Genomic DNA, 15,590 nt, shown 5'->3' on the forward strand with positions numbered 1-15,590 from the left:
ATTTTTAGGGCCAATGACATCAGCGCTTGTTACCATGAAGTAGAATTCTCTTTTTCATAATAATAAAGAGTTAGAAATGGATTAGTGAAACATTATACTGAATTACTAAAGACGTTCTCTAAACGTTCATAGAGCAATGTTCTGCCAGCTATCCAGAAAAGGAACTTAGTTAAACACCACGGCTGATCGCAGGAAAAATACAGTCGAATTGCCATTGAACCTGTCCCACTGATTTGTGTATAATAAATCGAAAGACAGTCGTGATTTTATCGTGAATAATACGCCCAACCCAGTTCTATTTCTTGTAATAGTTTTACTGGTAAAATAAAACCAGAATTCTTCTAATAAATACGGACTGAACGTTAATTCCCGAACTATTACTTCGTAAAATAAACGAGTTTTGTTCCGATCAAAGTGGTAACTATCTCGAATTGACCTGAACCGATTCCAAACAAGGTTTTGGTTTTCAATCAAGAATTTATGGACATGGAATTTTAGTGTTATTCCATTCATCAGGGTAGATTCGTTGTTGTTCTGGCCAGGAAGTGCTAAAAACATATACCCTAAATTGACATTCAGCCAACGTCTGGCTTTTATCGTTGAATTCGCATAGAGCAGCCCAATGACTAGCTGCGGGTTATAGCCCGGCTGCAAAGCAAAGACAGTCGAATCGACGGTTCTGTATTGTGCATAAGGCAGAAACCATATAGCATACGACTCTGGCGACTGAGCTAAACAATTGATATTATAAACAGCACCTAAGTTTATCGTAAGCGATACAAAAAGGAGCAGATTGCATTTCATCTTGTCAATATTGCTTGCTGCCATTTTCATTGCTGAACAGCAGACGTAATCCGAATTAAATCTGGAGCTGTCCTTATATAGAAAGGGTCCTCGTTGAGGATCGTAAGTAGTCGATTATACAGTCAGTAACTCAACCGATTCTACAATAACGGTGTAGTATATACGCAAACTGCTAGGTCAAGACATATCAAAAAGAGAAAGACCAATACTGTTAGCAAACGAAATTAGTTTACACACTATCAGTATGGCGCAAAGCATTTAAGTTAGGCTTACATTTAGCCTGTTCGCAGCGCAGAGAGTTGGCTAACCCGCAATCGTTATCATGGCTTCATTCATAGTCTAATGGTCGTTAAGGATGGCAAAAAGTGTTTACAAACTAGCCTTTTATCACCTCTTCTTCAAAGGATGGAGAAGAGGTGATAGGCTTTATGTTAAGCTTTAGAAGATTCCAATACAGCAGCAGATTCTAAAATAGCGATTACCTTTTCAGCTACCCCCTGAGCAGAAGCCGGATTTTGCCCGGTTACCAGTCGGCCGTCGGTGATGCTATGTGGTTGCCAGGGGTCGACAGCACTATAGTCGGCCCCGCGCTCCTTTAATAAATCTTCCAATTCAAAAGGCACATCATCCTTGGCATAGCCCGCTTCCTCAGCCGCGCTGAAACCCGTTACATGTTTACCTTTCACCAGATACGATCCATCTTTCAGCTTGACATTGCCCAGCGATACAGGCCCGTGGCAGACCGCACTCACCACTTTGCCGCTATCATAAAACGAAGCCAGAAGGTGCTGAACCGGTGGGTTGTCCGTCATATCGACGACCGGTCCCAGGCCGCCCGGAACAAACACGGCATCATAATCATCAATCGACACATTGTCAATGCTTTTGGTATTTTTCATTTTGATGAGTCCATCATCGTTTAGAAATGCCTGATTGATCGGATCGTCTAATTCCACCAGATCGATTGGCGCTTCTCCTCCTTTGACGCTATAGATGTCGATCTCATAGCCTTGCTTTTTAAAGGCTTCGTAGGGATGGGCCAACTCGGTAAGCAAGCTTCCGGTTTTACGATTTTTAGGGCCAATGACATCAGCGCTTGTTACCATGAAGAGAATTCTCTTTTTCATAATTGAGAAATTTAAGTTGTTATAGATTACAGATTCACTCATTACTATTTTGCCCGTGAGAACAGGAATCGATAGATGATGTTGCCTTAGAAGAGCAGGCTCTGAGTTCGTAAGCAACGCTTTTCACGGATGGAATAAGATTCATCACTACTCATGAACGGTAGTGTATATACGTATAACGTTAACTTCCTTACGAAAGACCTTTTCTTGCGATAGCCACTATTGAGTTTGGCAGAACGCAATTAGCATAACCCGACCAAATCAGACTCTTTCGTTGAGCCAACGAATGACGTCCTTGATGATTATAGCATTATACTTGTCGTTGAGCAGATCATGATAATACCCTTCATATAGTTTGAGTTGCTTGTCCGTCGAAGAAGCATGATCCATAAAGTATTGGCTACCACTGGGCATCGTGGCTTTGTCGGCGGTACCGTGAAGGATCAGCAGCGGAAGTTTAATGGATGGCATTTCCGATTTTAAAAACGAGGCCGCCAATAAGAGTTGCTGCATTGTCCGTGCCGGTTGCTTTTCGTTTTCCAGCAGCGGGTCGTTATTCATTGTATCCACATTAGCCTTGTCACGGGAAAAATCTTCATTTTTCAACCTGATCAGCCTCGTATGCGGAATGATAGTACCCAGGAACTTGATCAATGCCAGGGCAAAGCCAGGGGCAGGAATCTGAAACGCGAAGCTTTCGGAAATAAGTCCAGTTAGCTTACTCTGGTTACCTACCGTATAAACTGAAGCAAATACCCCGCCCGCACTATGGCCTAATAAAAAAATTGCAAGGGTTGGATACGTTGATCTGACAATGTCTACCAACAAATCTATATCACCGACTATATCATGATAATCAGCAATGTAATACCGTTCGCCCTCCGACATTCCTCGGCCCCGAAGATCCATTGCGAAAACATCATATCCGTTTTCTGTTAGCTGTGACGCAAACTTTTCATAATAGCCGCTGTGGGAATTCAAACCGTGAATGATCACGACTATACCGTTCGGTTCGTTCCTTGTAGTCCAGGTTCTATAAAAAATAGCCTGTCCTTCACTGTTGCGGAAAACGGATGTCGTCTGGGCTTTTCTTGAATTCATGAAACTCCTTGTCTACAGCTTGAACCATCCTTTCATTGATAAATTAGCTGAAAACAATTTCGTGCCATTAAATCCTCACAAAGAGAGAAAGCTTAAAAAATTAACATAACCAACTGAATATCAAAGGTATTTATATCACACCGTCATTTATACAATAGAAAATGAAACCTTTTCGCTCCACTATTTTTGGAGGCACTACGATCCGACTCCTAAACTTTTGGAGGTGATGTGGTTGAGCAAAGCCAATTTGGTCGTGCTAAGTGCCCAAATCCTCGCGCTGAATGCCCAACTTAGCTAGTCTAGCTTCCAGGGTTGTCGGCTTTATATTTAGTAATTCGGCGGCCCCATTGGCCCCGCGGATTAGGCCTTTCGTTTTTTTGAGCACGGAAATAAGATAGTCCCTTTCTGTTTCGCGCTGAATGCGCCGAACATCCCCGAGGGTTTCGATCGCTACCTTGTTGGGTACCTTATCAGCTGTACCCGAGAGACTTTGCTTTAACTCCAGTTCAGATTTACCGTCATTGAGGATCACTGAGCGCTCTAGTACATTTTCGAGTTCACGAATATTTCCTGGCCAGGTATACCTCTGCAATTCGTCTATCATGGATTGTGATATACCGTTGAAATCCTTGTTGAACTCGTTGCAGAACCGGTTGGCAAAATAAACCGCCAGTGCCAGTATATCACTTTTTCGTTCGCGAAGGGGCGGTAAGGTTATCGGAAAAACGTTTAAGCGATAATAAAGGTCAAGCCTGAAGCGGCCTTCGGCAACTTCACGTTCCAGATTTCGGTTCGTAGCGGTTACAATACGAACATCGACTTTCCTGGGCGATTTGCCTCCTACGGGGTCAATTTCCTTTTCCTGTAAAACCCGCAACAGTCGAACCTGCATGTCCAATGGCATTTCGCCAATCTCGTCTAAAAACAGCGTTCCCCCATCAGCTTGCTCAAATTTCCCTTTCCTCTTTTCAATAGCGCCGGTAAATGCGCCTTTCTCATGACCAAATAGTTCTGATTCGATCAGGGACGCCGGAATAGACGCACAGTTTACCCTGATGAATGGTCCATCTTTCCGCGCAGAGAGGGAGTGAATGGCCTGTGCTATGCTTTCTTTTCCGGTACCACTTTCTCCAAGAATGAGTACTGACGTGTTATACGGTGCGACTTGTGCTACAAGATCTAAGGCGGCTAGTAAAAGCGGATGCTTCCCGATAATGCTTTTGAATTCGGGAATAGAGCCTTGATTATGTGTGGTGCGATCGTGCTTTCCAGAGGCAGATAGTCGTATGGTGGGCGGGGAAGATAAGTCGGAATGAACTAATTTTTCAGTAGCCTTGGTCAAGCTGCTTACAAAACCGGTCAATATGGCCAAGTGACTTTGCATATAGATATCACGCCGACGACTATAAAAAGAGTAGTGAACCCACGATCCATTGCTAAGCGCGACTGGAAATACCAGATAAGATTCGAAATTGTACGCGTTTAGCCAAATCGTTTGCAGCGGAGTAACGAGGACAGCATCTTTCGTTGCTCCATTATTATAAGTGGCTACATGGGTATCTGTATTACCGTTTTCGATTAATGTGGCTAAGGAGTCACTTCTTAAACCTGAAATAGTTAGTAGCTCATCCTTACCGATGAACTGATAGTCATCAAATCCGACTCGTAAATAGCCGTAATCATCAAACCGGGAAGCCGTAAGTGGTCTGGTTCCGCATACGATGAGATCAAAGGGTATAAACGTTCGAATAGCTCGGGCAATCGTCAAAAACGTCTGCTTACCATCTGATACGTCAAGGCTAATTTCCAAAAGTTGCCGTTCCAGAAGTGCTTCTTGCCGTAATTTTGATTCGAGCCTGTTCTTGTGGAGATACACCGCAATATCCAAAGCCACTAGCAGATCTTTCTCTCTGAATGGCTTGACGAGAAAGCCATAGGGTTCCGTTTTTTTCGCTTCTTCCAATACCTTTTGACTCGAATTGGCGGATAAGTAAACAAAGGCAATATGTTCAGCTTTTAGTTTGCGGGCCAGATCAATGCCCGACTCGCTTCCATTTAATCGGATATCCAGCAATACAAGGTCATGTTTATCTTTTTGTAAAATGGCATAGGCTTCCTCAGCCGAAGTGGCGATACTACTCACGCGGTATCCAGCCTGCTTTAACAGGATACGGAGCGAATTGGCTACCACAAACTCATCTTCAACAATCAGTATCTTGGCGCTCATAACTGTTGGTTAGGAAATTTTTCGGGCAAGCTTGTCTCTGAATAATGTCTGCTTAAAGGAATAAACCGGACAGTAACAAGCACACCGTTATCGCTTTCAATCGTGAAAAAACCATTCAATTGCCTGGCAAGTCCCTGCATAAGTTCAAGTCCCAGCGAATTATACTCCTTTGTGTCAAGGCCTTCTGGCAAGCCAATGCCATTATCCGCTATTTTTAGTACTAAAAAGTTCGGTCCGTCCTCTCGAAGTTCTAGACTCACAATCCCTTTTTGCCCACTTAGAAAAGCATGCTTTATGGTGTTGACAATACTTTCGGTGATGATCAAACCCAAGGGAATTGCCTGAGCTACATCAAGAGATAGTACCTCAATAGTCTGTTTAAACGTAATCTGGCCTCCCTCATCGAAACTTTCCTGCAAGTAACTTATCAGTTCATTGATGTATTCGGGCATGGCGATACTGGAGGTATTTTCGTCCTGGTAAAGCTTTTGATGAATTAAGGCCATAGCCTGCATCCGGCGAAGGCTGTCCTTTACGGCCAGTTTAGCTGTTTCGTCTTGCAAATACACCGATTGCGAATAAAGTAAGCTCGTTACCATCTGAAGATTGTTTTTAACCCGGTGATGAACTTCCTTCAACAACCATTCTTTTTCTTTGAGGAGTTTGTCCTGTTCAGTAGTGAGTGTTTCCAGAAAACTATTTTTTTGATCCAGTTCTCGCTGATTTGCGACAAGTTTGCTGTTTGTTTTTTGTTTAATCAGATACCGGTTGAATAATAGCGCGATAATAATTAGCAGGAGCACCAAACCAGCCAAGACGATATTCCGAGTCCGGTGCGCCTGCTCAGTCCTCAAACGCTCCAATTGATTCTGGCTATTCAATAATTGGATGTTTTTATCTTTTTTCTCAGCCTCATACTTCACCAATAACTCTTCTGCTCGTTTCCGCTGGTCATAGCTAAACACTGAGTCGGTGAACTCATAACTATGCTTAAGGTGCCGGATCGCGTCCAGATGACGCCCCTCCATGGAATCAATTTTGAACAGATTATAATAATAATTGTCCTTAGCTACGATATCGAATGCAGATGTATAGTCTTTTCCCCGCTCGAGATAGTTTCGGGCCTGCCTAGTTTTGCCAATTGTTCGATAAAAGGTAGAAATTTGAAAATAGGCCGCCGGAAATTCGTCATGGATGTATTCCACCGGAAAATTTTCCGCCATAGTCAGAAAGACCTGGTAGTTGCTTTCCGCGAGACTGCTCTTCTTTAAATTAGCATACGTCGTGCCCAGCAGAAAGGCAAAGTGCATCTTGTCGAAGTAAGAGTTGGGCGGATACTTCCGTTTTGCTTCTTTAAGCAGGGGCAAAGCCTCTTTTGCCCTACCCATCTTATTCAGCATTAGCACTTTGCCGATCACGGCTCTATACCAAAATAACCTCGTTTCGAGTGTCCTATTTTCCAATCCTTTATCGTACCAGGTAAGGGCTTCATCCAATTTATGCAGTCGTTCATAGACAAGTCCCCTTCGCGTATAGAAGTAACTAATAAAGGTAGAATCGGCTTTGGAAGATACGCTTGCCAAACTTTTGTTGGAGTAGGATAATGCATCGGTAAGTGCTCCTTTTCGATAAGCCAACCAAGATAATGCATCGTTGGGGTATTGCTGATGCCGAAAGTTTATTTGGGCTTGAAGTTTGACAATCGTACGCAAATACTTTTCAGCAACATCATACTTTTTGGCAACAAAGTATTCTATGTTTATTAGAGATAAGGTTTCAATTTCTTTGTCTTTCGCATTTACTTTTCTGAAAATAGAAAGGGCTTTTTCAAATTTTTTAAGCCTTTCAGGGTCTCCGTAAGGCAATAGTTCTCCGGCACGCAATAGGAGCCTGGCCGATGCGAGTAGGTTCCCTGATCGATCACATAAGGTTATTAGTTCATCAAATACCTTCTGGCCTTCAGCCGAAAGACCGGTTTGATGAAGACAATGAGCCCGCAGAGCCATACTCTCCACTTGCCACTTGATGGGTGCTTTCTTACTGAGTAATAAAGCTTCGTTGATGTAATTTGAGGCCTGATCAAGATCTGCTTTTTCAGCACCTTGTTTGAACACGAAATAACGACCAAAGTCCAACAACAACCAAAATCGTGCCTCCTGACGCTGCTTGCTAAGCAATGCCTGGGCTTCCATTATTTTTCCGGCGTCCAGCAACCTGGTTACCGCTGAGTTTTTTCCGTCTCCGTCATTATATCCTTCATTATAGGCGAGCAGAGGACTTAACTGATACACTCTGCAAGGTATGCGAATGGCGCTGTCCATATCGATCTGTCCCTGGCTAACGGTATGGATATATTGCGCTGTAATCCGGATTAACAGTCGCTGTCTGGCTACGTCGCTATACACCGCACTATCAGGTTGCGCATTGGCAACATATCCGTGTATGGCATAGATGACTACTAAACCTAATATGATCTTACCAAGAGGTGTAAGGAGGTACTTACATTCCATAAAATGGGTATAATTATGTCGATACAATCATCGACTGTCTCAATATCAATTCCGTAGCTTCAGTATTGTGATAAAGTTAATGACTAAATAGACAAATAGTAATTTGGATATTCTCCGTTTCATATAATACTCCCTAATACCTGGACAGGTAGGATAACTTGAAACAGTTAACTTTATACCTACAAAATGTCTAATAATGGCCAATCCCCTCCGACGCATCCACGATGCCCACTTCAAAACCAAACGGGGCCGCCCGGCGGTCGTCCTCGAAGCTCTCAAAGGACACAAGACGCTTGCTCAACTCAGCAGTGGACTTGCTACATTTGACTGTAGGGATTTTTTAGGCAGATTTGAACATATTCTTAAATCTGACTCTTATGAAAAGACGCGTTTTTGATGAAACCTTCAGACAGATGGCCCGCCCCGGCGTACCGGTCGATTTGTCATACGCAAAAGGATCGGTTCGCGAAGCGGCCGAAGAACTGGGGATCGATTCGGGCAGAATCAGTAAATGGCGACAACGAGATAACAAATCTGCCCCGTCAGGCAAAGCAAATACAGATCTGACTGACGAGCAAAAGCAAATTCGCCAGCTTCAAAAACAACTTAAAGAAGCTCAGTTAGAACGCGATATATTAAAAAAGGCGGTCAGCATCTTTTCCAGGGGCGACGGGAGATATTCCGATTTATAAAGGAACACGCCAATCAGTTTTCCGTTGAAAGGATGTGTAAAGTGCTTAAGGTGAGTGTAAGTGGCTATTACTATTGGCTCAAACATCCAATCGGAGCCCGCCAACATAAGACCCAACAGTTATTGATTCAAATTCAACAGGTTTACGATCGCAGTCAATCGCGTTATGGCAGTCCGCGCATTACCGATGACCTTAACGAATCAGGTGTGAAGGTATCTCGTAATCGAGTAGCCAGATTAATGAAAAAAGCGAGCCTCAAAAGCATTATGTATAAAAAATACCACGTGCAAACCACAGACTCGAAGCATGATTATCCAGTAGCTAGCAATCTGTTGAATAGAGAGTTTTCAGCCGACAAGCCTGGTCAAAATCGGAGCGCCGAAGCGATGGGTGTCTGATATTACCTACATCCGGACCGGCGAAGGCTGGTTATACTTGACAGGGCTATTTTAGATTTAGCTGATAGAAAGGTGGTGGGCTGGGCCTTGAGTGATACGTTGAAAGCAGTTGATACCAGCATTGCGGCTTTTCAAATGGCTCTGAAAAATAGACCGCTAGCTGGTGAACTACTTTTTCATTCTGATCGGGCCGGGCGGCCGGTGCCGTGTACAATATGCCTGCATTGAATTTCGGGATCAATTGAAGGACTTACCCATCTTGCAAAGTATGAGCCGAAAAGGGAACTGCTGGGACAATGCCGTGGCCGAAAGTTTTCGCTTCGGCGATCCGATTCAAAACGCTGAAATGTGAGATGGTTAATCAAGTTTATTTTGAAACACGGCACCAGGCGAAGTTGGCTACATTTGAATACATTGAGGGTTGGTATAATCGTCAGCGGAAACATTCAACGCTTGATTTCCAAACTCCTTTTCAATGCGAATCTTATTTTTTCACCAGTTCAATGGCTGCTTGAAAAAACCTCCAGTGAACTATTGCAATTCCAGATGGGATAGATATTGGTAGTTGATGAGATTAACTTTGTATGCAGCCTAACAGGGTTAAAAACTTCCCCACAAGCCTTTTGGAACGCATTAATATCTACTATATCCCTTATTCTTACATCAGCAGAACGCTTCTCAAGTGCTCTGATTAAACTTACTATCAGTCTGGCGTTGTCTCGACTAGCTTTACAAATAAACAGATCGACACCGCTCTCTAACTGATAATACAAGCCTATCACTTCATCATTCAAGGTACAACTGGTCAGCTGCTTTGTTTGATTTTTGGCTTCCAGCAAGACCATACAAGCCAGCGTGATAAGTCCCGCTAAAAATAGAAGATGTGTTATCAGGTCTGCCTCTAAGATTTGTTTTAACAGCATAATAGTAAAGCCATGGGCAGTTTTTGTGAAGTTATGAATCTGTTATATAATCTATCATTATTAACGTACTATCCTGAATCATCAGATTATAACGGTCGTTGACGACATTTTTTACAATAATAAAGCAAGCCATAATCAAAGCGAAACACTACCAGCCCAGAAACTGACAATTAACCTAAGAATCGCTTCTGGTTAATCTAACCCGGTAAACACTACCTTTGCGGGATTAGTTAACCCGAGCATGAATCGACGCCTACTTGTATTTTGCATAATTTACCCTTGCCTGGCGCAGGCCCAGGATAGTCTTTCTACTACGTCGCCGGTCAATTCGCAGGGCCGGATGACCGACGATACCCTTCAACTGAACGAAGTAACCGTAACGGGCTACGCTACAAACCGTCGACTGCTGGAAACGGCCGCTTCGGTTGGTTTGCTGACCGCCCGGGACCTGAACCGGCGTTTCGGTACGCCCACCCTCGTCCCGTCTTTCAATACCATTCCTGGGGTGCGGGCCGATGAGCGGTCGCCGGGAAGTTATCGTTTGTCGATTCGGGGGAGCCTGATCCGTTCGCCGTTTGGGGTGCGGAACGTAAAGGCCTACTGGAATGAATTGCCGCTCACCGATGCCGGTGGCAATACGCCCCTGAACGCGCTGGACGTCCGGGCACTGGGTCGGGTCGAGGTGATTAAAGGCCCATCAGGCAGTCTCTACGGAGCTGGTACGGGTGGTACGGTGCTGTTCGGTGGCTTAGCCGTGCCGGCCGGTCGCTCGTCGGTCGAGGTATCGGCGCTGGGCGGGTCGTACGGCCTGTTCGGCAACGGTCTGACGTTGCAGACGGGCAAGAATAATTCGGCCGTTTCGCTGAGCTACAACCACCTGCAAAGCGACGGCTACCGCGAGAACAGTGCCCTCGTGCGCGACAACATCAGTCTGGTCAGTTCGTTCAATGTCAGCCCCAAACGCACAATATCAATCCTGGGGTTCTATTCAGACCTCTATTACCAAACCCCCGGTGGCCTGAACGAAGCGCAGTTTCGGGCTAATCCGCGGCAGGCCCGGCCGGGTACCCGTACAACGCCCGGTAGCGTTGAACAACGGGCAGCTATTTACCAGAAATTGGGTTACCTGGGCGTTTCGCAGGAATACCGCTGGAGCGACCGTATCCAGAACACGACCGTTATTTACGGATCAAATACGGACTTTGCCAACCCGTTCATTACCAACTATGAACGCCGGGCCGATCAGGGGCTTGGCGGCCGGACAATCACCCAGGTGCGTTTCCCGAACAGTCCGTTGCCGACGACCCTGACGATCGGGGCCGAATACCAGCGCAACTTTACCGTGACGCGTAACTACGGTAACCGGCGCGGCAATACGGATACGCTCCAGACCGACGACGAACTGCGGGCGCAGCAGTCGGTCATTTTTCTGCAAACCGAAACTACACTGCCCGCCCGACTGATCCTGACGGCGGGGCTGAGCCGGAACGAACTGCGCTACGATTTTACCCGCTTCTCGATCCGACCGGTAGCGCCCCAACGCCGGACGTTCGATCCGGTCTGGCTACCGCGGGTAGCCTTACTGCGTACCTTCGGTCAGAACGTATCGGCGTTTGCCAGCATCAGCACGGGCTATTCAGGACCGACAAGCCTGGAAGTGTTGTCGTCGACCGGCCAGTTTAACCCAACCCTTGAGCCGGAGCGGGGAACCAACTATGAGGTCGGTTTTCGTGGATCGGCTTTGGGTAGTCGACTGCGGTTCGACGTAGCGGCCTATCAGTTCCAGCTTCGCCAGACCATCGTCCGGCGGTCGGCAGATAACGGCGCGGAGTTCTTCGTTAACGCGGGCCGTACGGATCAGCAGGGGCTGGAAGCGCAACTTTCCTACGATTTTGTGAATCCGGTTTCTGTGTCGTCCTCGCTATTTTCGCTGCTGCGACTCTGGCAAAACGTGAACCTGACCGATTATCGGTTTCGTAACTACCAGCAGGGCGCGACCGACGTATCCGACAAGCGCGTGCCGGGCATTGCTCCCACGACGCTCATCAGTGGGTTTGACGCCGAACTACGGCTGGGTTTTTACGCCCACCTGACGTACCAGTTTCTGAACCCCTTTCCCCTGGATGAAGCCAATACCGCCACAGCACTGCCAACCCGGCTGCTACAGGCTACGCTGGGGTTTCGGCGTACGCTCGGGAACCGCTGGACGCTCGATCTGTACGCGAGTGGAGACAACCTGCTGAATCAGACGTATTCGTTAGGTTATGATCTGAATGCATTTGGCGGACGCTACTTCAACGCGGCTGCACCCCGAAACGGTGTGGCTGGCGTACGGCTAAGCGTTCGGTGGTAAACTCTTACGTTGATACCCTGCCAGTGCGAGACGCAGGCTGAATATGGCCAGGATAAGCGTCAGCGGGGTGAATACCAGTTGCTCAACGGTATTTAGGGAAGCCATATTGCCGACGGTATTGAGCGTAAACAGCCCAGCCATCAGCCACAGGGTTATGTTAATCAGCAGGGCGGGGACCCTGATGCGGAGTAGGCCGGCTCGTATGGCGACAACGGTCAGCATGAGGGCATTAATGACAATAGACGTCAGCTCAAAACGTACCATCTGCGTGTCGGAGGTCAGTCGGCCGCCCCAGACAATAGAATACGGAATGATGCGCAGCAGGACCAAAAGGTGAAAGATAATAACCAGCGACAGCACCGCCAGCAGCCCGTTGGTTGCCAGACGTTCGGAAATAAGGGTTTTCATGAACGGGTTAAAAAGAGGATGAGCGTTGGCGACGATGTGCCCGGCCGCTCGATGGCATAAAAGTAGCTATTCCGGACGATTGCCGGAATACAGAAGACTACAGTATGAAACGACAGACCGGCGGCAGGTACGTACCTGCCGCCGGTCTGTTAATCGCAAAGCAGCGAACACCTTATTCTTTCTCCCCGTAGATAACCCGGGCACCGGCGTCGATCCGTACGTTGCCATCCGGGTATTTCTGCTGAATCAGCTTAAGCACATCGGCCTTGATCTGGGCTTTCAGAGTGTCGTCGGTTTTGCTGAGCGCACCCACCACCGGCGCAACGACGTCGTTCATGAAGCGCCAGTACACATCGAAGCTACCCACGTTCAGTTTGCTGTTGACTTCAGTTTCGACCATGTTGGTCAAACCGGCCTCGGCAAACAGGTCGGCAATAAGCCCTGGTTGCGCACAACGGAACATGCCGGGAGCACCCGCCGGGGGCGGAGAGAGTTGCATGTGTTGGTTGATGACACTCATGGTGGCCGCGACCCAGAAATTCGTGTCGGGTCCGTTCCAGACCGATGTTGCCAGGCGGCCACCGGGTTTCAGGACACGTACCATCTCCTGCGCAGCCACCTGCATATCCGGGAAGAACATGAAACCAAACCGGCAACTGACGGCATCGAACGTATCGTCGTCGAAGGGTAATTCGCAGACATCGCACACGTGTGTTTCAAAATTTGTGAGGTTGCGTTTGGCCGCATTTTCCCGCGCTACGTCCAGCATGCCCTCAGCCAGATCCGTGCTGATTACCCGACCGCTGGTCAGCATCGAGGCAATGGTCAATCCGGGCTCGCCCGTACCGGCCGCTACGTCCAGCACCAGATCGTCTTCTTTGATCTGAAGTAGGCTGATAATCTCGTCGCCCATGGGTTTTAAAAAATCCATGGTCAGATCATCCCATTTTTTCCAGCCGGGTGAGAAGTTGTTCCACGAGGCTTTCTGCTGGTCGCGGATTTGTTCCAATTGTACGTCCATGAGCGTAGGATTTAGTTGAAGGTCGATTAAGATTGGTTGCTGGACCTAGTCAGGTCGGCCATTCAGGATGGTCAATCGCTGTCATGTCCGGTAGAACAGGCAGGTAAAATCGATAGAACTGGTTACCAATAAAAGTAGCCGGAAGGCAGAAGCGCCCGTAAAAGCCTTGATTTATCGGTGAGTGCCACTTATCGTAAGGAGTATTCTGCGTCTGGATGCACCGTAGAGAAGGAGCAGCGGCAAGCGGACGTGATAAACGGGATGTATGACAAAAGCGGTTAGCAGTATTTTTGTCTGAACCAATCCCTGCGCTTTTGCTCACTTTTACTAACGTAACCAAGTCCTATTCGGGGCGCACCGTCCTGAATATTCCTAGCCTGATCATACAACCCGGTATCCATTATTTTCAGGGCGGAAACGGCTCCGGTAAAACCACGCTGTTTCGTACCTGTGCCGGGTTGTTGCCGTTTGCGGGCCAGATCCTGCTGGACAATCAGTACGAAATCAGCCGCGATCCGGTGGCCTACCGGCTGCGGGTCAACTACGCCGAAGCGGAACCGCTCTATCCGGGATTTCTGACACCCCGCGACCTGACGTATTTTGTCGGTGAGACAAAGCGGGCTCCCGATGGACAGATTGATGAACTGTCCGAGGTGTTTGGAGTTGATCAGTTCTGGACGGCTCCGACGAGTACGTTTTCGAGTGGCATGCTGAAAAAGCTGGCCCTGCTGCTGGCGTTTCTGGGCCGGCCACGGGTTATCTTGCTCGACGAACCACTGACAACCCTCGATAGGGCAACGGCCGGGCGGCTGTTCGATCTGATTCGACGGTATCGGGCCGAACAGAACGTAACGTTCCTGCTTACGTCGCACCAGGACGTAACCCTGTCGGGGCTGCCACTGACGGGTGTCTGGCAGGTGGGAGGGGGCAGTATCAGTGCAGTTGGATAAGCCTATGCTATTGATTTTATACCGGACACTGATCAGTACGTTCTACGCCCAGAATGCCGGATTCTTCCTGGTTGTTGTGCTGATCGCGTTCGGGTTCATGCGGCCCATCGAACACGAAGCGCTGATTGCGGCTGCCCTGGGCTCGCCATTGCTGCTGGCCCTGGCGACTGGCCTGTGGGTGCTTTACACCCTCAAAACCACGTCGTTTGTACGACAGCAGTTGAGGGCACCGGAACATCTGTTTCTGCAAACTTTCTGGCTACTCCCAAAACAGCGACGGTGGGGATTGTGGTTGCTGATCCAACTAGCATTACTTCTGCCGATTCTAAGCTATGCTGGCTGGATGCTTGCCCGGGGCATTCGGTACGAAGCGTACGGGGCCATTGGTACGATCGTTGGCGTGCAGGCACTGTTGCTGGTCGGTGGAGTTTGGGCGAACGACTACCGGCTCCGGCACCCGAACCCCGAAGGGACGGCGCTGCCCCGGCTATCCTTCCGGCTGCCGTACGTCCTGTTTTTTCCGATGCATTGGCTTCGCCATGAACCCGTGTCGATGTTACTTACCAAAGCGTTTTCGGGCTTGCTATTGGCGGGTGTCTGTCGGCTGTACCCCACCGACGATTACGACCAGCGCTTGTTGCTGATTGGTCTGGTGCTGTCGGTGGCGACTCATGCCCAGGTAGGCGGTCAGGTGAGCGCGTTTGAACACCGGTACTTGCTCTTTTTGCAAAACTTACCACTGGCCTGGTATCAGCGCCTGGGCCGCTATACGCTGACCTATGGCCTAATCTGGCTTCCCGAACTGCTGATTCTACTGCGCAACTGCCCGGCTGCCGTCGGGCTCGACTACGTGGTCTGGCTCTGGCTGACGGGTTGGGGCTGGTTGCTGCTCATGCATGCGCTGTCGTACGCATCCGACCGGTCGCCGGACCGCTGGCTGACCGGCATTATGATCGGCGTAGTAGTGGCTACACTCACCATCATGTTCGGCCTGCCAGTTGGCGCGTGGCTGGCCATCGGGTGGCTGGGCGCGGTGGGGTACTGGTATCGGTTCACCGCACCACTCCATTAAAACC

The 15,590-nt window shown here is 48.1% G+C and carries 15 protein-coding genes; 7 read left to right on the plus strand and 8 right to left on the minus strand.

What is annotated here, in order from left to right:
* Positions 1-165 precede the first annotated feature (165 nt).
* From BN8_RS33865 to BN8_RS07935, 5 genes are all read right to left on the minus strand, one after another.
* Positions 166-834, minus strand: coding sequence for a DUF2490 domain-containing protein (locus BN8_RS33865; protein ID WP_040005627.1), 669 nt, complete (start codon positions 832-834; stop codon positions 166-168).
* 401 nt (positions 835-1,235) lie between these two features.
* Positions 1,236-1,931, minus strand: a complete 696-nt coding sequence (locus BN8_RS07920) for a type 1 glutamine amidotransferase domain-containing protein (RefSeq protein WP_040005628.1) — start codon at positions 1,929-1,931, stop codon at positions 1,236-1,238.
* Between the two features lie 261 nt (positions 1,932-2,192).
* Positions 2,193-3,032: an alpha/beta hydrolase gene (locus tag BN8_RS07925; protein WP_009281310.1), complete on the minus strand. Its 840-nt coding sequence runs from the start codon at positions 3,030-3,032 to the stop codon at positions 2,193-2,195.
* Between the two features lie 256 nt (positions 3,033-3,288).
* Positions 3,289-5,259: a sigma 54-interacting response regulator gene (locus tag BN8_RS07930; RefSeq protein ID WP_009281311.1), complete on the minus strand. Its 1,971-nt coding sequence runs from the start codon at positions 5,257-5,259 to the stop codon at positions 3,289-3,291.
* The gene (locus BN8_RS07935; protein ID WP_009281312.1) at positions 5,256-7,769 is read right to left on the minus strand and encodes a sensor histidine kinase; all 2,514 of its coding nucleotides are present in this window, start codon (positions 7,767-7,769) and stop codon (positions 5,256-5,258) included. The genes BN8_RS07930 and BN8_RS07935 overlap by 4 nt, the downstream gene beginning before the upstream one ends.
* Before the next feature lie 377 nt (positions 7,770-8,146).
* Between BN8_RS07935 and BN8_RS33870 the strand changes: the two genes are divergently transcribed.
* From BN8_RS33870 to BN8_RS33885, 4 genes are all read left to right on the plus strand, one after another.
* Positions 8,147-8,461 (plus strand): transposase, encoded by a 315-nt coding sequence (locus BN8_RS33870; RefSeq protein ID WP_040005629.1) that lies wholly within the window; start codon positions 8,147-8,149, stop codon positions 8,459-8,461.
* Between the two features lie 122 nt (positions 8,462-8,583).
* Entirely contained in the window at positions 8,584-8,859 is a 276-nt protein-coding gene (locus tag BN8_RS33875; RefSeq protein ID WP_374755522.1) for an IS3 family transposase, read from the plus strand.
* 163 nt (positions 8,860-9,022) lie between these two features.
* Positions 9,023-9,211 (plus strand): integrase catalytic region, encoded by a 189-nt coding sequence (locus BN8_RS33880; protein ID WP_009281315.1) that lies wholly within the window; start codon positions 9,023-9,025, stop codon positions 9,209-9,211.
* A gap of 1 nt (position 9,212) precedes the next feature.
* Positions 9,213-9,374, plus strand: coding sequence for an IS3 family transposase (locus BN8_RS33885; RefSeq protein ID WP_374755523.1), 162 nt, complete (start codon positions 9,213-9,215; stop codon positions 9,372-9,374).
* Here the strand turns inward: BN8_RS33885 and BN8_RS07950 are convergent.
* Entirely contained in the window at positions 9,360-9,782 is a 423-nt protein-coding gene (locus BN8_RS07950; RefSeq protein ID WP_040005630.1) for a hypothetical protein, read from the minus strand. The genes BN8_RS33885 and BN8_RS07950 overlap by 15 nt on opposite strands.
* A 241-nt stretch (positions 9,783-10,023) precedes the next feature.
* Between BN8_RS07950 and BN8_RS07955 the strand changes: the two genes are divergently transcribed.
* Complete coding sequence (locus BN8_RS07955; RefSeq protein ID WP_009281316.1) at positions 10,024-12,135, plus strand: TonB-dependent receptor; 2,112 nt, start codon at positions 10,024-10,026, stop codon at positions 12,133-12,135.
* Here BN8_RS07955 and BN8_RS07960 read toward each other — a convergent pair.
* A complete protein-coding gene (locus tag BN8_RS07960; protein ID WP_009281317.1) occupies positions 12,118-12,543 on the minus strand; it encodes a hypothetical protein in 426 nt (141 codons plus the stop codon). The two genes, BN8_RS07955 and BN8_RS07960, sit on opposite strands and share 18 nt — an antisense overlap.
* Before the next feature lie 172 nt (positions 12,544-12,715).
* Positions 12,716-13,564, minus strand: coding sequence for a class I SAM-dependent methyltransferase (locus BN8_RS07965; protein WP_009281318.1), 849 nt, complete (start codon positions 13,562-13,564; stop codon positions 12,716-12,718).
* Positions 13,565-13,878: 314 nt separating this feature from the next.
* Between BN8_RS07965 and BN8_RS07970 the strand changes: the two genes are divergently transcribed.
* Complete coding sequence (locus tag BN8_RS07970; protein ID WP_040005878.1) at positions 13,879-14,514, plus strand: ABC transporter ATP-binding protein; 636 nt, start codon at positions 13,879-13,881, stop codon at positions 14,512-14,514.
* Positions 14,515-14,518: 4 nt separating this feature from the next.
* Entirely contained in the window at positions 14,519-15,586 is a 1,068-nt protein-coding gene (locus tag BN8_RS07975; RefSeq protein ID WP_009281320.1) for a hypothetical protein, read from the plus strand.
* Positions 15,587-15,590 lie beyond the last annotated feature (4 nt).

Origin of the sequence: Fibrisoma limi BUZ 3 (genome assembly GCF_000296815.2) — a bacterium.
Taxonomy (GTDB): Bacteria; Bacteroidota; Bacteroidia; order Cytophagales; family Spirosomataceae; genus Fibrisoma; species Fibrisoma limi.